Below are 22,459 nucleotides of genomic sequence, written 5' to 3'. Positions count from 1 at the left end.
AACTGTCCGCGGCCAGCGCCTGACACCGGCGGGCGAGGCCGCCTACTGGGTCAGAGCGTCGACTTCAACTGAAAGGCCGATGGGCCGCGATGCATGTCGATCGCCGCCGACACCGACCTGCACGCACCGCGATCACATCATCGCGGTGCGCCTGCTCCATCAGGGCCGCTTGCCAAACTCCTGCGTTTCGGCCGTCCACGACAGCGCCTGCTCGCTCAGGCTGAAGCCCAGCCCCGGGCGGTCCGATACGTGCATGCGGCCGTCCTTCAATTGCATCTGCTCGTTGAACATCGGGCCCAGCCATTCGAAGTGTTCGAGCCAGGGCTCGATCGGGTACGCCGCAGCCAGGTGCAGGTGGATCTCCATGGCGAAGTGCGGTGCCAGCTTGCGGCCCTTGAAGGCGCCGAGCGACATGATCTGGAGGAAGGGCGTGATGCCACCGACGCGCGGTGCGTCGGGCTGGATGAAGTCGCTGCCCTCGCCCATGATCAGCTGCGCATGCTCACCAAAGCTGGTCAGCATCTCGCCGGTGGCGATGGCCGTGTCGAAGCGCTCCGCAAGCTGGGCGTGGCCTTCGAAGTCATAGGCGTCCAACGGCTCCTCGATCCAGGTGAGGTCGAAGTCCTCGAAGGCGCGGCACGCGCGCGTGGCTTTCTGGCGGTCCCACTGCTGGTTGGCATCGACCATCAGCGGGAAAGAATTGCCCAGCTGCTTGCGCACCGCGGCGACGCGCTCGATGTCGATGGCCAGGTCCGGCTGCCCCACCTTGAGCTTGATGCCGCCGATGCCGCTCTGCTGCGAGATCTCGACGTTCTTCAGCACCTGGTCGAGGGGCGTGTGCAAGTAGCCACCCGAGGTGTTGTAGCACTGCACCGAGTCGCGCTCGGCTCCCAGCAACTTGGCCAGCGGCAGCTTGGCGCGCCTGGCCTTCAGGTCCCACAACGCGATGTCGAAGGGTGCGATCGCCTGCGTGGTGAGTCCGCTGCGACCCATGCTCGCGCCCGCCCACAGCAGCTTGGTGAAAAGGCGCGAGATGTCGTTCGGGTCTTCGCCGATCAGGTTGGGCGCGAGCTCCTTCGCATGCGCGTACATGCCCGGGCCGCCAGCGCGCTTCGAATAGCCGAAGCCGATGCCGGAATGCCCGTCGCGGGTCGCGATCTCCGCAAAGATGAAGGCGATCTCGGTCAGCGGCTTCTGCCGGCCGGTCAGCACCTTGGCGTCGCTGACCGGCGTTGCGAGCGGCAGGTAGACCAGCGACAGCTTGATGTGCGCGATACGGTCGCCGGCGTCGGCGGCCGTGCGCGCGTCCGCTGCGACCTTGGCATAGGAAACGATGTTGGATTCAACGGCACCCATTTCTTGAATACTCCAGTGGTGATGACAACGTGTTCAGTCCAGCTTGATGCCGGCGGTCTGCACGACCTTGGTCCAGCGCGCGACCTCGTCCGATACGAACTTGGTGAAGTCGGGCGACTTCGAGGCGATCACGACGAAGCCGTTGGCCTCCAGCTTGGCGCGCACCGCGGGGTCGTTGAAGGCGGCGACCATCGCCGCTTCGAGCTTGTCGACGATCGGCTTGGGCGTGCCCTTGGGCGCCGAAAGTCCCGTCCAGGACACGGCGGTGAAGCCGGGGTAGCCCGATTCGGCCACCGTCGGCACGTCCGGGTAGAGCGGGTTGCGCTGCGCGCTGGTCACCACCAGCGGGCGCAGCTTGCCGGCCTTGACGAAGGGCGCGACCGCGTCCTGGTTGGTGAACATGCCCGGGATCTGGTTGGCCAGTACGTCGTTGAGCGCCGGTGCGCCGCCCTTGTACGGGATGCCGATCATGTCCAGCCCGGCCACCTGCTTGAGGTATTCGGTGGTGACATGGCCCGACGAGGCATTGACCTGCCCATAGCTGAACTTGCCGGGATTGGCCTTGACCCAGGCGATGAACTCCTTGAAGGTCTTGGCCGGGAATTCCGGGTTCACGACCAGCACGTTCGGCCCCGCCGCGAGTTCCGAGATGTGCACGAAATCGCGCGTCGAATCGTAGGGCGGCTTCGGCGTGAAGCCGTGGATGATGGCGTTGCTGCCGATGCCGGTGAGCAGCAGCGTGTAGCCATCCGGCGCTGCCTTGGCCACCGCGTCGGTGCCGATCGCGCCGCCCGCCCCGCCGCGGTTGTCGACCACGAAGGGCCGCTTGAGTTGCTTGCTCAGGCCCTCGGCGATCAGGCGCCCCATGATGTCGCTGGTCCCGCCCGCCGGGAACGGCACGATGAGCTTCACCGGCTTGCTCGGGTAGTCCTCCTGCGCCGATGCGCCAAAGGGCAAGGCCGCGGCAAGTGCCAGCGCGGCAGTCAGAAGTTGTCTCTTGTTCATGGTGCTCGTGTCCTTGGATGTGTGTGCTTCATTGAACCGGCATCGGCCCGTGCGGACCATGCAGGGTGACCCTTGGTGTGTGCGTCGCGTCCCGCCTTATGGGACGAAGTCGGCCGGTCTCAGTCGGATACGCCGAGCGGCCAGGGCACGAACTCGTTCAGTCCCACGCCCAGCGCCTCGCTCTTCGTGGGTTCGCCGGACGCATGGCGCAGGATCTGCTCGAAGATGGCGCGGCCCATCTGGTCGATCGTGGCCTCGCCGTCGATCACCACGCCGCAGTTGATGTCCATGTCGTTGGCCATGCGCGCGTACATCGGCGTATTGCTCGCGAGCTTGACCGTCGGTGCGGGCACGGACCCAAAGCACGAGCCCCGACCCGTGGTGAAGCAGATCAGGTTGGCGCCACCCGCGATCTGGCCGGTGGCCGAGACCGGGTCGTAGCCGGGCGTGTCCATGAAGACGAGCCCGTGCTGCGTCACTGGCTCGGCGTATTCGTAGACCGCCATCAACGGGGCATTGCCGCCTTTCTTCGCGCCGCCGAGCGACTTCTCCAGCACGTTGGCCAGGCCGCCGGCGTTGTTGCCGGGGCTCACGCGGCCGTTGATCTGCGTGTCGCGGCCTTCGTTGTAGCGCAGCCACCAGTCGATGCGCGCCACCAGCTTCTTGCCGACCTCCGGCGTCACCGCGCGCGCCGTGAGCGTGTGCTCGACGCCGAAGATCTCCGAGGTTTCCGAGAGCATCGCGGTGCCGCCGTGCTCGATGAGGATCTCCATCGCGCGACCGAGCGCCGGGTTGGCCGAGAGACCCGAGAAGCCGTCGGAGCCGCCGCACTGCAAGCCGATGCTGATGTGCTCGGCCGAGACCGCCTCGCGCTGCACGGCGTTGGCCGCGGCGAGCATGCTGCGCACCTGTTCGATGCCTGCGGCAATCGCCTTCTTCGTGCCGCCCGCCTGCTGGATCACCAGCGTCTGCAGCATCGGGCCAGCCACCAGTTTCTGGTGCGCGAGGAATTCGTCGAGCGGGTTGTGCTCCTCGCCCAGCGCAATGACCAGCGCGCCCGCGGTGTTCGGATGCCGGATGTAGCCGCCGATGGTCCGGCGCAGCAGTTCCATCGGCTCGCCGCTGCGCTCCATGCCCGCGCCCTGCTCGTGCACATAGGGCACCACGCCGTCGATGTTCGGGAAGGCGGCGAGTTCGTCTTCGTCGAAGAAGCTCGCGATCTTGCGTGCCACCGTGGCGGCGCCGTGGCTCACGATGAACACGCCGACGTAGTTGCGCGTCGCGACGCGGCCATCGGCGCGCACGATGCCCTGGAACCGGGCGCGCTGCGCCGGCGGCAGCAGCCGCGTCGGCACGTAGTCGAGGCCGTGGCGGTAGTCCTTGACCAGATCGCCGAACGCGATGTTGTGGCTGTGCATCCAGGTGCCGGGCGGCAGGTCTTCGGACGCAAAGCCGATTACGGTGTTGTACTTGAGCACCGGCTCGCCCTTGGCGATGAAGCGCGCGGCGAGCTTGTGGCCCGCGGGCACGGGTTGCAGCGTGGTCACGCCTTCGCTGGCGACCTCGGTGCCAGCCGGCACTTCGATGCGCGCGACGACGACGTTGTCCTTCGGGTCGAGGCGGATGAAGGGGTTGAGCCGGACGGCCTCGGAAGGCTTCACGGTGGAAGCGATCGTGGGGACGATGGCGGCGGTGGTGGCGTTGAGAGTGCTGGCGTTCATGTCGTGTGTCTCCTCGTCTTCAAGCCAGCACGCCGATGGGCCACGGCACGAATTCGTCGCGCCCGACGCCCAGTTCTTCGCTCTTGGTGGGTTCGCCGGAGGCGTGCGCCAGCATGCGTTCGAAGATCCGCTGGCCCATCTGCGCGACACTCGTGTCGCCTGCCAGCACCGCACCGCAGTCGATGTCGAGGTCGTCTTCCATCCGGGCAAAGACCGCGGAATTGCTGGCAAGCTTGAGCGTGGGCACGGGCGCGGCGCCGAAGCCGGAACCGCTGCCGGTCGTCAGGCACACCATCGTGGCGCCGCCGGCGACCTGTCCGGTGGCAGACACCGCGGCATACGCCGGCGCGTCCATGAAGACCAGGCCAGGCTGGGCAACCGGATGCGCGTACTCGTAGACCGCCTGCACCGGCGTGCTGCCGGCACGGCGCATGCTCGCGGTGTCGACGAGGCTCACACGCGTCATCTGCGTGTCGCGGCCCGCGGTATAGCCCTTCCACCACTGGATGCGCTGTTCCAGTTGCGCACCGACTTCGGCGCTGGCGGCCCGGGGCGCCATGGACGACGACGCCGCGGATGCCAGCTCGCTCGTGCCAGAGAGGATGGCCGTTCCACCCTGCCCGACCAGCAAGTCGATCGCAGCGCCCAGCGCGGGGTTGGCGGAGATCGCCGTGTCGCCATCGGCGGCGGCCGTTTGCAGCCCCACCACGAGCTGCGACACCGGAACGGTCTCGCGGACGTGGGCATTCGCCGCGGGCAGCATCGACTGCACTGCCGCGATCCCTGCCTCGATGGTGTTGGCCGTGCCGCCGATTTCCTGCATCACCAGCATGTGCAGCATCGGGCCGGGCACGAGTTGTTCCTGCTCGAAGAAGGCGCGGATGTTGTTGCGTTCGCAGCCCAGCGCGATCACCACGGCACCCACGATGTTCGGATTGCGGATCGTGCCGGCGATGGTCCGGCGCAGCAGGTTCATCGGCTCGCCGGTCGCTTCCATGCCGCAGCCGATCTCGTGCACGAAGGGCAGCACGCCGTCGACGTTGGGAAATGCGGCCAGGCGCTTTCCGGTGAAATGGTCTGCGACGCGGCGTGCGGCGGTGGCGCCGCAATTGCCGACCACGAACACGCCGATGTGGTTGCGCGTGCCGACACGGCCATCCGGGCGCAGGTAGCCTTCGAAGGTAGCGTTCATTGCGGGTCTGTCTCCTTGATGGAAGCGCTTCCATTTTCAAATCAACAAAAAGGGCGAAATGCCCTTCGTTGTTGGCCGCGCGATCGGCGCGATGGCGCAATTTTATGGAAACGCTTCCATTAGCGCAAGGGGCACGGTATAACCCCGCTCGTGAATCGAAAATCCAACCGTTCCGGGGACGCCGCATCCCCTGCGCCGGGCCGCGCGCGCATGAGCGACGTTGCCGCCACAGCCGGCGTGTCGCTGGTGACCGTCTCGCGCGCCATCAACGAGCCCGACAAGGTCTCGCCCGACACGCTGGCCGCCGTGCGCGCGGCCATCGAACAACTCGGCTATGTGCCCAACCTCACGGCCGGCAGCCTGGCGTCGAGCCGCTCGCGCATCGTCGCGGCGATCGTGCCGACCATCTCGAACCTGGTGTTCTCCGAAACCATCGAGGCGCTGGCGCAGACGCTGGCCGATGGCGGCTACCAGCTGCTGCTGGGCCAGAGCGGCTATCGCGCCGGCGACGAGATGGCGCTCGTCGATACATTCCTCGGGCGGCGGGTCGATGGGCTCGTGCTCACCGGCAACGCGCAGACACCGGCCTTGCGCGCCAAGCTCAAGCGCGCCGGCGTGCCGGTGGTGCAGACCTGGGACCTGCCGACGCCGCCGAACCAGCCGATCGACATGCTGGTCGGCTTTTCCAATCTCGACGCCGGTCGCGCGGCGGCCGAGCATCTGCTGGACCGCGGCCATCGCGCGCTGGCCTTCATCGGTGCCGAGGAAGACCGCTCGCGCCTGCGGCTCGAAGGATTCAGGGCAGCAGCGGCGGCACGCGGCATCGACGACGTGCAGGCGGAGCTGATCCGTCCGCCCGCGTTGATCGACGATGCGGGGCCGCGCCTGGCGCAGATCTTGGCGCGACGGCCCGAGGTCACGGCCGTCTTCTGCAACAACGACCTGCTCGCGGCCGGCGTGCTTTTCGAATGCACGCAGCGCGGCTGGCCGGTGCCCGGGCGCATCGCGGTGATGGGTTTCGGCGACCTGGCGGTGGCACGCGCCGCATCGCCGCGGCTTTCGACCGTGCAGATCCGCCGTGCCGAGATGGGCGAGCGTGCGGGGCAGATGCTGCTGGCACGCTTGTCCGGCGAGACGGACGGCCCGACGCTCATCGACATCGGCTTCGAGGTCGTCGCACGCGCCAGCACATGAAGCAGGGCAAGGTGCTCGGCCCGATCAGCCACCGCCACGAGGCCGTGCAGTCCCACGAACACCAGCGCGCCCTGGAAGGAGCCTGTCGCGCCGAGGATGTAGCCGATCACCACGGGCGTGGTAATGCCCGCCATGTTGCCGATCGCGTTGAACACGCCGCCGGTGAGGCCGATCAGCTGTTTCGGGGCCGTGTCCGCGACCACGGTCCAGCCGAGGGATCCGAAACCCTTGCCGAAGAAGGCCAGCGACATCAGCGCGATGACGAACTCGTCACTGTGCACATGGTTGCAGCCGATCATCGCGGCCGTGAGCAGGAGCCCGATCGTGATGGGCACCTTGCGGGCGATGGTCAGGGACCCCGTGCGCTTGAGCAGCCAGTCCGAGACGAAACCGGTGCTCACGCCGCCGATGAAGCCGGCGATGGCCGGGATCGACGCGACGAAGCCCGCCGCGAGGATGACCAAGGCCGAGGGTGGCGCACGCAATTGCCCTTCCGCTCCCAAATGGCGGAAGGAACGGCATGCATACGTGGAATCGCGTACCCGGCTGCCCACGACATCGGACGTCGGCGGGGCGGTTCTCAGGTCGATACGCTTTGCCAACTCGACTCGATCCCCCCGGGTGGCGGGGCCGGGCACGCCCCTGCGGCTCAGAAGATGTCGGGCTCTCCCGCCGACTCGCCGAACTGCGTCTGCAGGAAGTCCATGTCGCAGCCTTGGTCGGCTTGCAGGATGTGCTCGGTGAACATCCATCCGTAGCCACGGCCGAAGCGCGGCGGCGGGGCTTTCCACTCGGCGCGGCGGCGCGCGAGTTCCTCGTCGCTGACCTGCATGTCGAGCGTGCGGTTCGGCACGTCGATGCTGATGATGTCGCCCGTGCGCACCAGCGCCAGGTTGCCGCCGATATAAGCCTCGGGCGCGACATGCAGCGCGCAGGCGCCGTAGCTGGTCCCGCTCATGCGCGCATCGCTCACGCGCAGCATGTCGCGCACCCCCAGCTTGAGGAGCTTGACCGGGATCGGCACCATGCCCCATTCCGGCATGCCCGGACCGCCCTTGGGTCCCGCGTTGCGCAGCACGATCACGTGGTCCTCGGTGATGTCGGCGTTCTCGTCGTCGAGCATCTTCTTGAGCGACGGATAGTCGTCGAACACCACGGCCGGACCGCTGTGGTTCAGGAACTTCGCGCTCATGGCGCTCGGCTTGATGACGCAGCCGTCGGGCGCCAGGTTGCCCTTGAGGTGCGCCAGTGCGCCCTCGGTGTACACGGGGTTGTCCAGCGTGCGGATCACGTCGTCGTTCCAGACCCGCGCGCCCTCGATGTTCTCGCCAACCGTCTTGCCGGTGACGGTGGGCGCGTCGAGATGCAGGTGGACCTCGATGCGCTTCATCAGCGCGGGCAGGCCACCGGCGAAATAGAAGTCTTCCATCAGGTACTGGCTGGTGCCGCTGGGCCGCACGTTCGCGATCACCGGCACCTTGCGGCTGATCGCGTCGAAGTCGTCCAGCCCGATGTCGGCCTTCGCGCGCCGCGCCATCGCGATGACATGGATGATCGCGTTGGTCGAACAGCCCATCGCCATCGCCACCGTGATGGCGTTGAGGAAGGCGTTGCGGCCCTGGATGCGCGAGGGCCGCAGGTCTTCATGGACCATCTCGACGATGCGGCGTCCGGCCTGCGCCGACATGCGCTGGTAGCCGGCCTCGACCGCCGGCACGCTCGACGATCCGGGCAAGGCCATGCCCAGCGCCTCGGCAATGGCCGTCATGGTGCTGGCCGTGCCCATGGTCATGCAGGTGCCGGGGCTGCGCGCGATGCCGCTGATGATGCTGTCCCACTCGGGCTCGGTGATGAGGCCTGCGCGCCGCTCGTCCCAGAACTTGAAGGCATCGGAGCCGGAGCCCAGTGTCATGCCGCGCGAGTTGCCGCGCAGCATCGGGCCGGCCGGCAGGAAGATCGCGGGCACGTCGGCGCTGGTGGCGCCGAGCAGCATGGCGGGCCCGGTCTTGTCGCAGCCACCCATCAGCACCACGGCATCGACCGGATAGCAGCGGATCATCTCCTCCACTTCCATCGCCATCAGGTTGCGGTAGAGCAGCGCCGAGGGCTTCACGATCGAGTCGTTCAGCGAGATCGTGGGCATCTCCAGCGGAAAGCCGCCTGCCTGCAGCACGCCGCGCTTGACGTCGTCCACGCGCTGGCGGAAGTGCATGTGGCAGGGGTTGTAGTCCGACCAGCTGTTCATGATCGCGACGAGCGGCTTGCCTTCCCACTCCTTGCGGTCGTAGCCCATCTGCATGATGCGGCTGCGGTGGTTGAAGGTGCGAAAGTCGTTGTTGGCGAGCCAACGCTCGCTGCGCAGTCTTCTGAGTTCGGCCATGCAGGCGGTGTACGTCAGTTTCGCGGCTGTGTCGACCACACACCCGCGGCTTGCAGCAGGCCGCGCGTGTAGCCCAGCGCAAAGGACATGAAGCGCTCGCGGCCTTCGTCGATCTCCGACACCGGCACGTGGTCCGGACAGAGCGGGCCGGTGTAGCCGCCGCGCTGGTAGGCCTTGATGGCCTCGAACATATCGACATCGCCCTCGTCCGGGAACACCTCCTGGAAGTCGAGGTAGCCGCCGCGGATGTTGCGGAAGTGGACCATGAAGATGCGGCCCGTCGCCGCGAACTCCTCGATCACCGGGATCATCGCCTTGCCTGGCTCCTTGAACATCTCGGCCACCGTGCCCTGGCAGAAGTTCAGGCCATGGTTCGGGCTCGGCGACAGCGCCAGGAACCTGCGGATGCCATCGGCCGAGCCGACCACATGCTCGATGCCGTTGAGGCCACCGACCGGATAGGCCGGGTCGTGCGGATGGCAGGCCAGGCGCACGCCTGCCTTGTCGGCCGCAGGCACCAGGCCCTCGACCAGGAACTCGATCGCGTCCCAACCGGCCTTCTCGATCACGGGCGGCACCTCGCGCGCCATCTTCTGGCCGCAGAGCATCGCCGATGCGGAGCCGCCCTCTTCCTGGTTGCTCGGGTAGCCGACACCCCAGTACGAATGCTTCCGGTCGTCCGCGGCCGAGTACTCCGCGTAGACGAAGCCCGAGTTCTGCGCCCCGCCCCGCCCCCGCTTGAGACCGGTGCGCGTGATGCCGACCATCTGCACGTTGTACTTGAGGCACGTGATGCCCGCGTCGGCTGCCTTCTGGATGTTCTGCGCCAACATCGCCCGCTGCTTCCTCGCGCCCTCGATGTCGGTCAGCGAATCGAGCAGGATCGAGCCGACGTCGAGCGCGAACACGTCGAGCTTGAGGCCGAAGCCTTCGACCCACTGGCGGTATTCGCGCAGCCTGGCGGCGTCCCATTCGCTGACGCCACCGGAAGCCGAGACCAGTTCGGTGCCGCGGTTGTCGAGCACCACGCTCTGCACGCCAAGCTGTGTCGACAGGCGCAGCCGGCGCTCGTCGGGGTTGAGAAGCTGTTCGCTGATGTACATGTGCCTTGCCTCTTGTTTTCAGAGCGTCGATTCTTGATGAACACGTGTTCATTCGAGCTCGACAGAGGGAAGCCCAGGTCGGCCAGCGACCTATCCGTCTCAAATGGCGGGATTCGGCGCGATATCCGCGGCGTTTCGGGCGCGCTTGAAATCGTCGATGGTCCGCAGCATCGCATCGAGCAGCGGCGACGACTCGTCCTTGAGGCGATAGAAATGCAGGTCCATGGACGCCGGCGTGCGCGCCTTCAGCGGCCGGTAGACAATTCCCGGGAAATGCACGTTCAGCATCGACTCCGGCACCAGTGACAGCGCGCGCCCGGTGATCACCGACAGCGTCGCCGTCACGACATCGTGGACCGGCTCGGCGAACTTCGGCTCGAAGCCATGATTGCGGCAGATCTCCAGCGCACCGGCGATGAGGTTGGGCGCGGCACCGGTGATCAGCGTCTCGCCTTGCAGGGCTTCCAACTCGACGACCTCCCTTTGCGCCAGGGGATGTCGCTCGCCGAGTGCAAGGAACAAGCGCTCATGCGTCAGGAAGCTGCCGCGGATGTCCGGCTCATCCGGCAGCCATCGCTCGAAGACGATCTGCACGCGGCCTTGCCGCAGCGCGGCCACCTGGTCCGCCGTCTGCGCATGGTTGAGGACCACCACCACATCCGGATGGGTGGAAGTGAACTGCGCGATGAGCTGCGCGATGACGCCGAACACCGATGAGCCGTAGATGCCCACGCCGATCTGGCCGGCCTGCCCCAGGGCCGCCTGCCTCACGCGCTCGGCCGCCTGCGCGAGCGAGGCACGCACACCCAGCGCCTCCTTCAGCAGGATCTGCCCGGCCTGCGTCGGCAGCATGCCTTGCGGCGTGCGCCTGAAGAGCGTGGCGCCCAGCTCAGCCTCCAGCGCCTGGATGTGGCGGGTCAGCGGCGGCTGCGAGACGTGCAGGCGCTCGGCCGCGCGGCCGATGTGCTTTTCTTCTGCCACCGCGATGAAGTAGTTCAACTGGCGAAGGTCCATGGTTACATCTTAACTTTCAGGTATCGACTGCTGCTAATTCAGCAATGGACCTTAAGAAGTAAAAGGCCAAGACTTCGCTCTCGCCGCGCAAATGCGCCCAACAACAGGAGACAAGCCATGAATACTTCCGCCCCTTCCGCCCTCTCGCGACGCGCGGTGCTTCGCACGACGCTCGGTGCCGCCATGGCCGCCGCGCTGCCGGGCGCCAGGGCCCAAGGCCTGCCGAAATTCGGATCGGCTCCGGTGCCGCTCGGCGTCATCGACGTCGCCGGCAATCTCGCGCTCACGCAGAAGGTCTTCGATGCCTATGGCGCGGCCAACAAGGAGCGCGTCTCGCGCTTCACCTTCACCCGCTCCCCGGCGCCCGAACTCGCCGGCAAGATCCGCGCGATGCAGGCAGCCAACCGCGTCGAGCTGCACATGGTCCTGACCGGGCTCGACGGCATTGCCGCGGGCATCGAACAAGGCGTGTGGCAGGACCTGTCGCCCTACTACGCGCAGATCGGCAGTCCGGCCGAGCTCTACGAAGGCGGCGCCGCGGCAATCCAGAAACAGGCCGGTGGCAACGGCATGCTGATCGCCTACTCGCCGCAAGGACCGCTGCTCGAGTACGCACCGGCGCGCGTGGCCAAGCCGCCCAAGACGCTGGACGACCTGCTGGCCTGGACCAAGGCGAATCCCAACAAGTTCTTCTACGCACGCCCGGCCAACTCCGGCCCCGGCCGCACCTTCGTGATGGCCCTGCCGTACATGCTCGGCGACAAGGACCCGCTCGACCCGGTCAAGGGCTGGGACAAGACCTGGGCCTACCTCAAGGCGCTGAACCAGAACGTCGAGTACTACCCTTCGGGCACCACGCCGACGATGCGCGAGCTCGCGCAGGGCTCGCGCGACCTGATCATCTCGACCATGGGCTGGGACATCTACCCGCGCGTGCAGGGCATCGTGCCCAAGGACACGGCGGTGACGGCCTTCGACAAGCCCACCTTCGTGGCAGACGGCCAGTTCGTGGCCATTCCCAAGGGCCTGCCGGAAGACCGTCTGGCCGCAGCGCTGGATGTCCTCAAGTTCATGCTCCAGCCGCCGCAGCAGGCGATGGTCTATGCCGACGGCTACCTGTACCCCGGCCCGGCGCGCAAGGGCATCACGCTGGCGCAGGCGCCCGCGGAGAGCCAGAAGGTGCTCAACGAGTTCGGCCGGCTCTCGTACTACGAGCCCCTGCTGGCCTCGACGCCGGTCAAGCCGCCGCTGGAACCCAAGCCCCTGATCGCGATGTTCCGCGCATGGGACGAGCAGATCGGCGGCCAGAAGGTGAAGACCTGATGGCCAAGTTCCAGTCCCTGCAACTCGACCGCGTGGCGCTGCGCTTCGGCGGCTTCAAGGCGCTCGACGATTTCTCCCTGACGATCCGCGCGGGCGAGTTCGTCTCGCTGCTCGGGCCGTCGGGCTGCGGCAAGTCGACCGCGCTCAATTGCCTGTCGGGCTTGCTGCAGATCTCGTCGGGCACCATCACGCTCGACGACAAGCGCATCGACGTGCTGCCGCCGGAGCGCCGCGGCTTCGGCATGGTGTTCCAGAACTACGCCCTGTTCCCGCACCTGAGCGTGCGGCGCAACGTGGCCTTCGGCCTGGAGATGCGCAAGGTGCCCAAGGCCGAGGTCGACCAGCGCGTCGAGCGTGCATTGGCCACCGTGCGGCTTGCCAACCAGATCGACAAGCTGCCGGGCCAGCTCTCCGGCGGCCAGCAGCAGCGCGTGGCCATCGCGCGCGCCGTTGCCATCGAACCGCCGCTGGTGCTGATGGACGAGCCCCTGTCCAACCTCGATGCAAAGCTGCGCCTGGAACTGCGCCACGAGATCAAGCGGTTGCACCACGCGCTCGGATTGACCACCATCTACGTCACGCACGACCAGGACGAGGCGCTGTCGCTGTCGGACCGCATCGTGGTGATGCGCGACGGCCGCATCCAGCAGCAGGGCACGCCCGAGGCGCTCTACAACGCGCCCGACAACCTCTACGTCGCGCGCTTCATGGGCTATCGCAATGCCTTCCCCACACGGGTGGACGGCGCCGCAGCGGTCGTCGGCGAAGGCATCGGCGCGATGCGCTTCGAGGGATTGAGGCTGCCCGCGGGCGGCAGCGCGCAGTCGCTCGCCTTCCGGCCCGACGACGTCAAGCTCGCGGACATCGGCATTCCCGCAGAGGTCGCGCAGGTCGAGTACTGCGGCCAGTTGTGGCTGGTCGACCTTCGCACCGCCGACGGCACCCACGTCACCATGGAAACGCAGGAGCGCGTCGCGATGGGCGATCGCGTGCAGTTCCGCGTGGCGCCGGATCGCATCCGCCTGTTCGCCGATGCCTTCGTGCCGGAGGCGGGATGAACGGGGCCGTCGCGGGGCGCGACCTGCGCGTGCTGCTGCTGATTCCCGCCGTGCTGGCGGTGCTGATGCTGTTCATCTACCCCTTCGGCTATGGCGTGCTGCTGTCGCTCAGGCCGGCCGAGGGCGGTTGGGTGGCCAACTACGCGCGTTTCTTCTCGGAGCCGCGGCTGTACCAGACCATCGGCACCACGCTGCTGATCTCGCTGCCGGTGACGGTGTTCAACCTGCTGATCGCGTTGCCGATGGCCTACCTGCTGCGCGTGCCCAGCACGAAGCAACGCCTCATTGCCGCCGCGCTGGTGATCCCGATGACGCTCGGCACCGTGCTGGTCGCGCAGGGCATGCTGACCTACCTGTCGCCCAACGGCTGGTTCAACCGCACGCTGCTGGCGCTCGGCCTGATCGCGCAACCGCTGCAACTGCTGCATGGCCCGCTGGCGGTGATCCTGTCGCTGGTGATCACGGGGTTTCCGTTCGCGTTCCTGATGTTGCTGTCCTACGTGACCGGCATTGACCCCTCGCTCGGCCGCGCCGCTGCCACGCTGGGTGCGTCCCCGTCGGCGCAGTTCAAGCGGGTCTACCTGCCGCTGCTGGTGCCGGGACTCGTCACCACCTTCTGCCTGGTCTTCGTGCAGGCCTTCGCGGTGTTTCCGTCCGCGGTGCTGCTGGGTTCGCCGGCGGGTTCCACGCGGGTGATCTCATTGGCCGCGTACGAAGCCGCCTATGAAGACTTCAACTACTCGATGGCATCGTCCATCGCACTCATCATGGGCGCGGTGCAACTGGTCGTCGTGCTGCTGGCGCTGGCGATCCGCCGCGCGGCCTACCGCGGTCCGGCCAGTGGCGGAAAGGGTTGACGCGATGCTGCACAAGAGTGATCTCGGCCAGGGCGCCATCCGCATCGCGTTCGGCGTGCTGATGGCCTTCATCATCCTCAACGTCGCGGCCATCGTGGCCGTGGTGGCGGTGAACTCCTTTGGCACGCAGTGGTTCACCGGCTGGCTGCCCGAGGCCTTCACGACGAACTGGTACAGCCGGGCCTGGAAGGAGTTCCAACTCGGCGACGTGCTGTGGACCACCGCGCTGGCGGTGGGCGCGGTGGTGCTGTTGTCGGTGCTGATCGGCGTACCCGCCGCCTACGTGCTGGCACGCGTGGACTTTCCCGGCAAGCGCCTCGTCACGCTGCTGTTCCTGCTGCCCCTGCTGGTGCCGCCGATGACCTACGGGATACCGCTGGCCACGGTGCTCTACCAGGTCAACCTGGGCGGCTCGCTGTGGGGCGTGATCCTGGCCAACCTGGTGCCCTGCGCGCCCTTCGTGGTGATGGTGATGACGCCCTTCATCGAGCAGATCGATACGCGCGTCGAAGTGGCTGCGCGCGTCTTCGGCGCGGGCACGCTGACCATCTTCCGGCGCATCCTGATGCCCTTGCTGCTGCCCGGGATCATGGCCGCCTCCCTGCTGGTGCTGGTGCGCACGATCTCGATGTTCGAGCTCACCTTCCTCACCGCCGGCGCCGACAGCCAGACACTGGTGGTCGCGCTCTACTACGCAGTCTTCGCGGCGGGCATCCGCTCGGCACAGTCCATAGACGCCATGGCCGTCATCTACATGCTGACCACGCTGGTGTGGGTGCTCATCGCCTTCCGCTTCATCGACCCGACCCAGATGGTGGGCAAGGTCCGCGTACAGAAATCATCATGAGTCATGCCACCAAACTTCTGCTCGTCACCGGCGCGGCCGGGCTGGTGGGCACCGCCCTGCGTCCCTTGCTGGGCGAACACTACCGGCTGCGATTGCTGGACCGCCATGCCATCGCCGCCGCGCCCGGCGAGGAAGTCATGGCGGGGGACCTCTGCGATCCGGTCTTCGCCGAACGGGCGGTCGCCGGTGTCGATGCGGTGCTGCATCTGGCTTGTGTCCATGGCCCTGCCGCTTCCTTCGATTCGATGCTGGGCCCGAACTACCGGGCCACGCTCCAGCTGCTGGAAGCGTCCCGATGCCATGGCGTCCAGCGCTTCGTGTTCGCAAGCAGCCATCACGTGCTGGGGCAATACCGCGCCGATGCGGCAGAGGTCTTCGACGATCTGCCCCCGGCGCCGGACAGCTACTACGGCATGAGCAAGGTGTTCGGGGAAGCCGCCTGCGCAAGCTATGCACTGCGCGGCGGGCCCGCGGCCTTCGTGATTCGCATCGGCAATGCGGACGCGCAGGTCAGCGATGCGCGGCGCCTGCGCATCTGGGTCAGCACGCGCGACCTGGCGCAGCTGATCCGCATCGGGCTGGACCATCCGGACGTGGTCAACGAGATCGTCTACGGTGTCTCCGACAGCCCGCGTCCGCTTTTCGCGAACAAGCGGGCACGCCAGCTCGGCTACCGGCCGCAGGACGATGCGGCGAGCTTCGTGGCGCATGCGTTCCTGGACCACGACGCGATGGACCCTTTGACATCCGGTCGCGACCATGTCGGTGGCGCCTATGCGGCTGCGCCGCTGGTCTCCGTGCTTGGCGTGTCTCCGACGAGACCATGAGCGCGATCATCGAGTTGCGGCTTGGCGAGGCTTGCGTGCGCGTTGCGCCGGAACTGGGTGCACGCATCACGCGCTGCAGCCTGCCGGATGCGAAGGGCAGGTCGCTCGAAGTGTTCCATCCCTACCCCGAGCATCACACCGACCTCCTCCACTGGGGCAAGGGAGGGCTGTATCCGCTGATCCCCTACTGGGGGAGGATCTCGAATGCACAATTGCAGCATGGCGGCGCAGCCATCGCGCTCTGCCCGCACCCCGATGCATTGCCGCACACGCTGCACGGCACCGCCCATCAATCGTCCTGGCAGGTGGAGCATCACCAAGGCACGCGACTGACGCTGTCGCTCGACAAGGCCCCGGACGCCCATTGGCCGTGGCGCTACGAAGCAAGGATGAGCGTCACGCTCGGCCCCCGGTCGCTGCACGTCGACATCGCGCTCACGAATGCCGATCGCGAACCCATGCCGGGGGGCATCGGATTGCACCCGTACCTGCGCTGTGCCGCGTCCGCGCGACTGAAGTTCGCCGCGCGTCAGAGTTGGGCCATGACGCCGGACTTCCTCGGCATCCGGGCTACCCCTCTCGATGCGCCCGATGCCTCGCAGCGGGCACCGGCCGTCGGCAGCGCTGGCTTCACCCGCGCGTACGGCGGCTGGGACGGGGACCTGTTGCTCTCCGATGGCGACAGTGCGGCACTGCGCATCACGGCATCGAGTGCGCTGGACCATCTCATCCTGCATCGCCCCGACAACGCGCCGTACCTTTGCATCGAACCGGTCAGCCATACCGCCGATGCCTTCAACCTGGCCACCCAAGGCATCGCCGACACTGGCGCACTCACGCTCGCCCCCGGGCAGAGCCTGTCGGCGACGGTCGGGTTCAGCCTTGAATGAACACCACCAGCACCCGATGAACGATCTCTCCGCCGAAGCACGCACCGGATGGGCGCCCACGTTGCGCTACCCGGACCCTGCCGTGGTCGTGCTCGACCCTTCATTCCTCAAGTACCGCCTGTTCGCGGCCAGTGTCGAGCGCCTCGCCACGGGCTTCCGCTGGATGGAAGGCCCGGTGTGGTTCGGCGATGGGCGCTACCTGCTGGCGAGCGATGTGGCGAGCAACCGCATCATCCGCTGGGACGAGGTCACGGGCACGGCATCCGTGTTCCGCGAGTCGTCCAACTATGCCAACGGCAACACACGCGACTGCATGGGCCGCCTCGTCACGTGCGAAGCGGCAGTCACGCGACGCATCAGCCGCACCGAGCACGACGGCCGCATCGTCACCCTGGCCGACCGCTTCGAAGGCAAGCGCCTGAACTCGCCCAACGACATCGTGTGCCAGTCGAATGGCGCGATCTGGTTCACCGACCCGCCCTTCCAGCTCGGCAACAACTACGAGGGGCGCATCGCCGCGCAGGAGTTGCCCCATGCGGTGTACCGGATCGACCCGCAAGGCGGCGCACTACAGCGGGTGATCGATGACCTGACCGGTCCGAACGGGCTGTGCTTTTCACCGGACGAGCGCACGCTCTACGTCGTCGAAAGCCGGGCCGAGCCGAGCCGGCGCGTGTGGGCCTACACCGTCATGGACGACGGAACGCTGGGCGGCAGGAGGCTGCATATCGACGCGCAGGGACCCGGCGCATTCGACGGCATCAAGTGCGATGAAGACGGCAACATCTGGGCCGGCTGGGGCAGCAACGGCTCGGCGGATGCAGACGCCGAGGCGCTCGATGGCGTGATGGTCTTCAACCCCGAAGGACGCGCCATCGGCCACGTCCGGCTGCCGGAACGCTGCGCGAATCTCTGCTTCGGAGGCGCGGACAACAACCGGCTCTTCATGGCGAGCAGCCATTCGATCTACGCGTTGTATGTGAATACGAGAGGCGCTGAAAGGCGCTGACGGCCGCGCACGATGGGACACACCGGGCAACGGCCCGCCCGCAGTTGGCGCGCTGGAGGGCTGGACTGCGCGCTGCTTTAGCCTTTAGCCCCAGGTCTCGATCACCCTGCTGTCATCGTGCAGGCCCAACCCGGCATCGGCTGCCGCGCAGAAGCGCTGGTGCGCAATGTCCATCAACGGCACTGGGCACCGCAGCTCTCCCCGGCCGAGGCCACCAGGCCGGTGTCCTTGACGAAGAGCTGACGGCACTGGTCACTTCTACATCGTTGCCCGCCAGCATGCGCGGACCGCGATCGGACAACATCCACTAACCGGCCGCCCCGTTCTCGACCAGCGAGGCTTGTTCGCCTTGATGGAGTCTCCCCAATGATCCTGTCATTCCTTTCGGTGGCCATCGTTCCCGGCGTTGCAGCGCTTGTCGGCTTTCTGGTGAACAGCCCGTCCACCCAGACTTCGGCCTCCGGCACGCGGCGCTGAACAACGTCGCGCTGGATCGCGCGCAATTGTCGTGCTGCATGGCCATCTTGACTGCCAGCAGTTCCTGCTGGCCGACCAGGAAGGTGAAGAGTCGAATCATCAACACGTTGCGCTGGGTCCGCGCACTTCGCATCCACAGAGTGACGGATTTGCTTCGTGCAAAGGCGAAGCGACACATCTGCTTCGCGTTCTTCGAAGGAAATGTGTCACCGGCTGTCGCGCAACCCAATGGTGGAGGTCATGGCTTTCAGGACTGCCCAATCCCTCCTTGCCGCTCAATTTCAGGAGCGATGGACTGAGAGCCCGGCAAACGACTGCGTGACGGGCATCAGTTCCACGAAGTTAATGTTCACGCGCGCCGGCAACGTTGCTGCCCAATAGACGGTGTCTGAAACATCTTCTGGTGTCAGCGCATCAGCGCCTTCGTAGACCTTATCTACGCGAGCCTGGTCGCCCCTGAGGCGGACTGAAGAAAATTCAGTCCCGCCCACCAGCCCTGGCGCGACGTCCGTGACTCGGACCCTGGTGCCGAACAGGTCCGCACGCAAGTTCAACGAAAACTGACGCACGAACGCCTTCGAAGCGCCGTAGATGTTGCCTCCCGGGTAGGCGTAGGCGCCCGCGGTGGAGCCGAGGTTGATCACATGTCCACGATTTCGGGCCACCATGCCAGGCAACACAGCGTGGGTCATGTACATCAGCCCCTTGATATTCGTGTCCACCATGCTTTCCCAGTTCTCAATGTTCGCGTTCTGAGCAGGCTCGACACCCAGTGCAAGACCCGCGTTGTTGATCAACAGGTCGATGTCCGCGAAATCTGCCGGCAGAGACGCTACCGCTGCCGTGACCGCGTTGCGATCGCGGACGTCTAGAACAACCGGATGGACATGGAAGCCTTCCAATTCTGCAACCAGAGCTTTCAGGCGGTCCTCTCGCCGACCCGCTGCGATGACACGGTGCCCCGCACTCGCGAACTTCTTGGCCATGGCAGCGCCAAAGCCCGCCGTCGCACCTGTGATGAATACGTTCACGATTCCTTGTTTAGGGCCGTCCGGCCGCTCCAAATGACAATGAAATTGCCGCCGATGGTAGCGGCGGCGTCCATGAGATCGGCTCAGGTCCAGACTATCGCTCGCAGCCGAGCTGATCTCGATACTCCCACTCGCCGCCTGCCGTCAGCACCAGCGCTTTGCGATAGAGGTACGCGGTCGTGCAGGTGTGGCGAGGCACTAGAGCGACCAGATCACCCGTGTGCAGCCCAGGCGCGATCGCGAGTGTGTGTTCCTCGTTCATCTTCACGATCTTGTTTACGCCGGCGCTCACGAAGCGACGCTCCATGGGCATGTCCGGCGAGACGGCCTTCGACCCTGCGTCGAGCGTCAGCGTGCCCTCGTGATCGGACACCACGCGGGAAAGGACGTACGCGCCGACCTTCCAGCCCCGATGCGGCTGATCGGCTTGGTGCTGCGAATTGGTGTAGACCCAGCTGCCCGGCGAGACGCGCGCCTGTGTGTGTTTCGCCCAGAACGGAAACGTGTAGCTTCCACCGCCGACGATGTCGGTCTTGAGGCCGGCTGATTCAGTGCGCTTGAACATCTCGGTGAGCTTGGCTTGCACATCCAGGAACCGAGCCTCTCGGACGGTCAGATCGAGGTCCTGAATGTGGCCGTCGTAAATGTGCCAACCGGCGAAGAGCCCGGCCTTGGAAACGTCCACTGCAAGTTCGACGGCCTTGTCGCCAATGGGCACGCCCGTACGGCCCATACCGGGATCCACGTCCACGCGCAAGTCGACGTTGGGATGTCTGCCGTTGGCCAGGAGCTTGACCCAGACCGCCAGTCCGCTCGCGTCGTCCACCACGCCAGTCACACGTGCCTCCGGGTGAGCGTCGGCCGCGGCGATTGCGCGGGCGATGCCGGCCTCGCTGGTCGTCGGGTACGACCAGATGACCTCTGGAGAGCCGGCGTCCAAAACCATTTCGACTTCACGAGTCGTTGCCGTCTTGAACGCCTTCACGCCGTTGGCGACCAAGTAGCGCGTCACCCACGGAGAACGGTGCGTCTTGACGTGCGGAACCATCCGATCGACCCCGCCGGCCAGCGTCGCCGTCTGCCGAAGGTTGTGTTTGACAGATTCCTCGATCACCACGAAGCAAGGCGTTTCCACGGGCATCTTGGGCAAGGGAACGTTGAGGTCCAAAGCGTTGTCTGGGAGGGAGTTCATGGAAGTCCTTCTGTTGTCTTGGAAATGTCCATGGCGACGCCTTACAGCGCGGCCAGCCCTGCCTGCTTGAGGGCATCGTTCAGCCACGGCGAGACAAGAATGCCTTCTTCGATTTCCTCGATGCGCTGCTTCTCGGCTGCGACCTTCTTCGCTGCCACTTCGAGCACCGCTTCGACTTCAAGACGCGGAATCACGACGACACCGTCCACGTCGCCAACGATGAGGTCGCCCGGGCTGACGGAAACGCCACCGACAGAAACCGGAATGCTCATGCGGCCGGGCAGTCCTTTGGTCGGACCGCAGGGGTTGAGGCCAGCGGCGAACACCGGAAAGTCGCCTTGCGCAAGGGACTCTGTATCGCGCGAAGCAGCGTCGACGACGAAGCCGCCGAGCTTCGCAGCCGCCGCTTGCGTGACCATCAGGTCGCCAAAGAGCGCGCAAGTCTGGTCGTTCTTGCCGTCGACGACGATCACGTCACCGGGCTTGGCGACCGCGAGGGCCACATGGAACATCAGGTTGTCACCGGGACGCACTTCGACGGTGAAGGCGGGTCCGCACACGGTCATCTTAGGATGCAGACCGCGGATGCGTGAGTGCATCGTGCCACGGCGCCCGGCCACGTCGCACAGGATCGCGGCCTGAAAGGAGCGCGCGCGCTCAAGGAGTTGTTCGGGCACGCGATCGAATTCGGATGCTTGTTGGTAGCTCATGATCTGGGTCTTCGAGGATTCGGTTCAAGAGAGTTCGAGCTGCGAGACCGCAGCCGCGATCGCGTCGCATCCGCGGTCGATTTCGCTCATCGACGTTGCAAACGAGAAGCGCAGGTAGGAAGGAAGTCCGTAAGAGGTGCCGTCGATCACCACGACGCCGGCGTCTTCGCGCAGGAATTCGGTCACATCGAGATCGTTCTTTAGCGTCTTGCCCAGGCGGGTCTGGCGGCCTATCAAACCAGCGACCGATGCAAAGACGTAGAAGGCTCCCCCGGGCAGATCGCATTCGATCCCTTCGATCGCGTTGAGGCGCGCCACCATGTGGTCGCGGCGCCCCATGTAGAGCTGTCGGCCTTCGTCCACGCAAACTTGCGGCCCGTCTAGCGCGAAGGCGGCTGCCGCCTGAGCTGCAGCAGTCGCGCAAGTGGTGGTCTGCGTGATCAGCAAGGTGATCGCCTTGATCAGCGCCGCCGGGCCGGCGCCATAGCCCACACGCCAACCAGTCATCGCGTAGGCCTTGGAAAGGCCGTTCACAACAAGCGTACGGTCCCGCAGTTCGGGGGCAGCATTCAAGAGGGACACATGCTTGGTGTCGCCGTAGACGAAATGCTCGTAGATTTCGTCCGTCAGTACATGAACGTGAGGATGCTTGACGAGCACGTCAGCGATGGAGCGCAGTTCGGCATGGGTATACACCGCGCCCGTTGGGTTGTTGGGCGAGTTCAGGACCAGCCACTTGGTCTTGGGCGTGATCGAATTGACCAGAGCTTGCGCAGTCAGCTTGAAGCCGTCCGATGCCGGGCAGTACACGATCTTGGGCGTTCCGCCGTTCAGCAGCACCATGTCAGGGTAGGAGACCCAGTAGGGTGCCGGAATGATCACCTCGTCGCCCTCGTTGAGCGAAGCCATCAGCGCGTTGAATATGATCGGCTTCGCGCCGCTGCCCACGACGACTTCGTTCAACTCGTAGGAGAGGCCGTTCTCCCGTTGCAGCTTGCGCACGATGGCTTGGCGCAGCGCCGGCGTGCCGGCAGACGCGGTGTAGCGTGTGTGCCCGCTCTGAAGAGCCTGCACTCCAGCTTCGACGATGTGTTGCGGCGTCGGGAAGTCAGGCTCGCCGGTGGTGAAGTCGATGACATCCCGACCGGCGGCGCGCAGTGCGTCCGCCTTGGCCTTCGCGGCAAGGCTCGCCGAGGGCTTCACCACGGCCAGACGGGTCGCGACGATTTCATTGGTATTGCTCATGTCAGATGGTCTCGCGGGTGGGTCTGGC

20 protein-coding genes and 1 pseudogene are annotated in these 22,459 nt (G+C 66.1%); 9 read left to right on the top strand and 12 right to left on the bottom strand.

Features of this window, described 5'->3' with window-relative positions; translation table 11 throughout:
* Positions 1-159 precede the first annotated feature (159 nt).
* The 4 genes from WKW80_RS28630 to WKW80_RS28615 all read right to left on the bottom strand — a co-directional run bounded on the left by WKW80_RS28630 (position 160) and on the right by WKW80_RS28615 (position 5,274).
* A complete protein-coding gene (locus WKW80_RS28630; RefSeq protein WP_340366984.1) occupies positions 160-1,356 on the bottom strand; it encodes an L-talarate/galactarate dehydratase in 1,197 nt (398 codons plus the stop codon).
* Between the two features lie 33 nt (positions 1,357-1,389).
* Entirely contained in the window at positions 1,390-2,361 is a 972-nt protein-coding gene (locus WKW80_RS28625) for a Bug family tripartite tricarboxylate transporter substrate binding protein (protein ID WP_340366983.1), read from the bottom strand.
* A 119-nt stretch (positions 2,362-2,480) separates the two neighbouring features.
* Complete coding sequence (locus WKW80_RS28620; RefSeq protein WP_340366982.1) at positions 2,481-4,082, bottom strand: UxaA family hydrolase; 1,602 nt, start codon at positions 4,080-4,082, stop codon at positions 2,481-2,483.
* A 19-nt stretch (positions 4,083-4,101) separates the two neighbouring features.
* Positions 4,102-5,274 (bottom strand): UxaA family hydrolase, encoded by a 1,173-nt coding sequence (locus WKW80_RS28615; RefSeq protein WP_340366981.1) that lies wholly within the window; start codon positions 5,272-5,274, stop codon positions 4,102-4,104.
* 150 nt (positions 5,275-5,424) lie between these two features.
* On the opposite strand from WKW80_RS28615, the gene WKW80_RS28610 reads away from it, so the two are divergent.
* Positions 5,425-6,468, top strand: a complete 1,044-nt coding sequence (locus tag WKW80_RS28610) for a LacI family DNA-binding transcriptional regulator (protein ID WP_340366980.1) — start codon at positions 5,425-5,427, stop codon at positions 6,466-6,468.
* A 29-nt stretch (positions 6,469-6,497) separates the two neighbouring features.
* Here WKW80_RS28610 and WKW80_RS28605 read toward each other — a convergent pair.
* From WKW80_RS28605 to WKW80_RS28590, 4 genes and pseudogenes are all read right to left on the bottom strand, one after another.
* Positions 6,498-6,926, bottom strand: a pseudogene (locus WKW80_RS28605) (MFS transporter); the annotation flags it as partial.
* A gap of 191 nt (positions 6,927-7,117) precedes the next feature.
* Entirely contained in the window at positions 7,118-8,848 is a 1,731-nt protein-coding gene (araD, locus tag WKW80_RS28600; protein ID WP_340366979.1) for an L-arabinonate dehydratase, read from the bottom strand.
* A 14-nt stretch (positions 8,849-8,862) separates the two neighbouring features.
* Positions 8,863-9,951 carry a mannonate dehydratase gene (locus WKW80_RS28595; RefSeq protein WP_340366978.1) on the bottom strand — a complete coding sequence of 363 codons (1,089 nt, stop codon included), beginning with the start codon at positions 9,949-9,951 and terminating at the stop codon, positions 8,863-8,865.
* Between the two features lie 99 nt (positions 9,952-10,050).
* Positions 10,051-10,965, bottom strand: coding sequence for a LysR substrate-binding domain-containing protein (locus tag WKW80_RS28590; protein ID WP_340366977.1), 915 nt, complete (start codon positions 10,963-10,965; stop codon positions 10,051-10,053).
* Between the two features lie 117 nt (positions 10,966-11,082).
* Here WKW80_RS28590 and WKW80_RS28585 point away from each other — a divergent pair, with 117 nt between their 5' ends.
* From WKW80_RS28585 to WKW80_RS28550, 8 genes are all read left to right on the top strand, one after another.
* Positions 11,083-12,288, top strand: coding sequence for an ABC transporter substrate-binding protein (locus tag WKW80_RS28585; RefSeq protein WP_340366976.1), 1,206 nt, complete (start codon positions 11,083-11,085; stop codon positions 12,286-12,288).
* Positions 12,285-13,346, top strand: coding sequence for an ABC transporter ATP-binding protein (locus WKW80_RS28580; RefSeq protein ID WP_422822980.1), 1,062 nt, complete (start codon positions 12,285-12,287; stop codon positions 13,344-13,346). Before WKW80_RS28585 ends, WKW80_RS28580 begins: the two co-directional genes overlap by 4 nt.
* Positions 13,343-14,203 carry an ABC transporter permease gene (locus tag WKW80_RS28575; RefSeq protein ID WP_340366974.1) on the top strand — a complete coding sequence of 287 codons (861 nt, stop codon included), beginning with the start codon at positions 13,343-13,345 and terminating at the stop codon, positions 14,201-14,203. Before WKW80_RS28580 ends, WKW80_RS28575 begins: the two co-directional genes overlap by 4 nt.
* Positions 14,204-14,207: 4 nt before the next feature.
* A complete protein-coding gene (locus WKW80_RS28570; protein WP_340366973.1) occupies positions 14,208-15,050 on the top strand; it encodes an ABC transporter permease in 843 nt (280 codons plus the stop codon).
* Positions 15,047-15,877: an NAD-dependent epimerase/dehydratase family protein gene (locus WKW80_RS28565; RefSeq protein WP_340366972.1), complete on the top strand. Its 831-nt coding sequence runs from the start codon at positions 15,047-15,049 to the stop codon at positions 15,875-15,877. The genes WKW80_RS28570 and WKW80_RS28565 overlap by 4 nt, the downstream gene beginning before the upstream one ends.
* Positions 15,874-16,767 (top strand): aldose epimerase family protein, encoded by an 894-nt coding sequence (locus WKW80_RS28560; protein WP_340366970.1) that lies wholly within the window; start codon positions 15,874-15,876, stop codon positions 16,765-16,767. The genes WKW80_RS28565 and WKW80_RS28560 overlap by 4 nt, the downstream gene beginning before the upstream one ends.
* A 16-nt stretch (positions 16,768-16,783) precedes the next feature.
* The gene (locus tag WKW80_RS28555) at positions 16,784-17,776 is read left to right on the top strand and encodes an SMP-30/gluconolactonase/LRE family protein (protein WP_340366969.1); all 993 of its coding nucleotides are present in this window, start codon (positions 16,784-16,786) and stop codon (positions 17,774-17,776) included.
* Between the two features lie 117 nt (positions 17,777-17,893).
* Positions 17,894-18,019 (top strand): hypothetical protein, encoded by a 126-nt coding sequence (locus WKW80_RS28550; RefSeq protein WP_340366968.1) that lies wholly within the window; start codon positions 17,894-17,896, stop codon positions 18,017-18,019.
* A 515-nt stretch (positions 18,020-18,534) separates the two neighbouring features.
* Here the strand turns inward: WKW80_RS28550 and WKW80_RS28545 are convergent.
* From WKW80_RS28545 to WKW80_RS28530, 4 genes are all read right to left on the bottom strand, one after another.
* Positions 18,535-19,284, bottom strand: a complete 750-nt coding sequence (locus WKW80_RS28545) for an SDR family NAD(P)-dependent oxidoreductase (protein ID WP_340366967.1) — start codon at positions 19,282-19,284, stop codon at positions 18,535-18,537.
* Between the two features lie 94 nt (positions 19,285-19,378).
* The gene (locus tag WKW80_RS28540) at positions 19,379-20,452 is read right to left on the bottom strand and encodes an alanine racemase (protein WP_340366966.1); all 1,074 of its coding nucleotides are present in this window, start codon (positions 20,450-20,452) and stop codon (positions 19,379-19,381) included.
* Between the two features lie 65 nt (positions 20,453-20,517).
* Positions 20,518-21,186 carry an RraA family protein gene (locus WKW80_RS28535; protein ID WP_340366965.1) on the bottom strand — a complete coding sequence of 223 codons (669 nt, stop codon included), beginning with the start codon at positions 21,184-21,186 and terminating at the stop codon, positions 20,518-20,520.
* Positions 21,187-21,210: 24 nt separating this feature from the next.
* A complete protein-coding gene (locus WKW80_RS28530; protein ID WP_340366964.1) occupies positions 21,211-22,431 on the bottom strand; it encodes an aminotransferase class I/II-fold pyridoxal phosphate-dependent enzyme in 1,221 nt (406 codons plus the stop codon).
* Positions 22,432-22,459 lie beyond the last annotated feature (28 nt).

It is taken from the genome of Variovorax humicola (assembly GCF_037889915.1).
Lineage (GTDB): Bacteria > Pseudomonadota > Gammaproteobacteria > Burkholderiales > Burkholderiaceae_C > Variovorax > Variovorax humicola.
Note: the sequence above shows the minus strand (reverse complement) of the source record. Positions and strands in the feature narration are given on the sequence as shown.

Coding starts and splice junctions, on each gene's coding strand:
- WKW80_RS28630 (WP_340366984.1), bottom strand. CDS start 1,356: ATGGGTGCCGTTGAATCCAACATCGTTTCCTATGCCAAGGTCGCAGCG.
- WKW80_RS28625 (WP_340366983.1), bottom strand. CDS start 2,361: ATGAACAAGAGACAACTTCTGACTGCCGCGCTGGCACTTGCCGCGGCC.
- WKW80_RS28620 (WP_340366982.1), bottom strand. CDS start 4,082: ATGAACGCCAGCACTCTCAACGCCACCACCGCCGCCATCGTCCCCACG.
- WKW80_RS28615 (WP_340366981.1), bottom strand. CDS start 5,274: ATGAACGCTACCTTCGAAGGCTACCTGCGCCCGGATGGCCGTGTCGGC.
- araD (WP_340366979.1), bottom strand. CDS start 8,848: ATGGCCGAACTCAGAAGACTGCGCAGCGAGCGTTGGCTCGCCAACAAC.
- WKW80_RS28595 (WP_340366978.1), bottom strand. CDS start 9,951: ATGTACATCAGCGAACAGCTTCTCAACCCCGACGAGCGCCGGCTGCGC.
- WKW80_RS28590 (WP_340366977.1), bottom strand. CDS start 10,965: ATGGACCTTCGCCAGTTGAACTACTTCATCGCGGTGGCAGAAGAAAAG.
- WKW80_RS28585 (WP_340366976.1), top strand. CDS start 11,083: ATGAATACTTCCGCCCCTTCCGCCCTCTCGCGACGCGCGGTGCTTCGC.
- WKW80_RS28575 (WP_340366974.1), top strand. CDS start 13,343: ATGAACGGGGCCGTCGCGGGGCGCGACCTGCGCGTGCTGCTGCTGATT.
- WKW80_RS28570 (WP_340366973.1), top strand. CDS start 14,208: ATGCTGCACAAGAGTGATCTCGGCCAGGGCGCCATCCGCATCGCGTTC.
- WKW80_RS28565 (WP_340366972.1), top strand. CDS start 15,047: ATGAGTCATGCCACCAAACTTCTGCTCGTCACCGGCGCGGCCGGGCTG.
- WKW80_RS28560 (WP_340366970.1), top strand. CDS start 15,874: ATGAGCGCGATCATCGAGTTGCGGCTTGGCGAGGCTTGCGTGCGCGTT.
- WKW80_RS28555 (WP_340366969.1), top strand. CDS start 16,784: ATGAACGATCTCTCCGCCGAAGCACGCACCGGATGGGCGCCCACGTTG.
- WKW80_RS28535 (WP_340366965.1), bottom strand. CDS start 21,186: ATGAGCTACCAACAAGCATCCGAATTCGATCGCGTGCCCGAACAACTC.
- WKW80_RS28530 (WP_340366964.1), bottom strand. CDS start 22,431: ATGAGCAATACCAATGAAATCGTCGCGACCCGTCTGGCCGTGGTGAAG.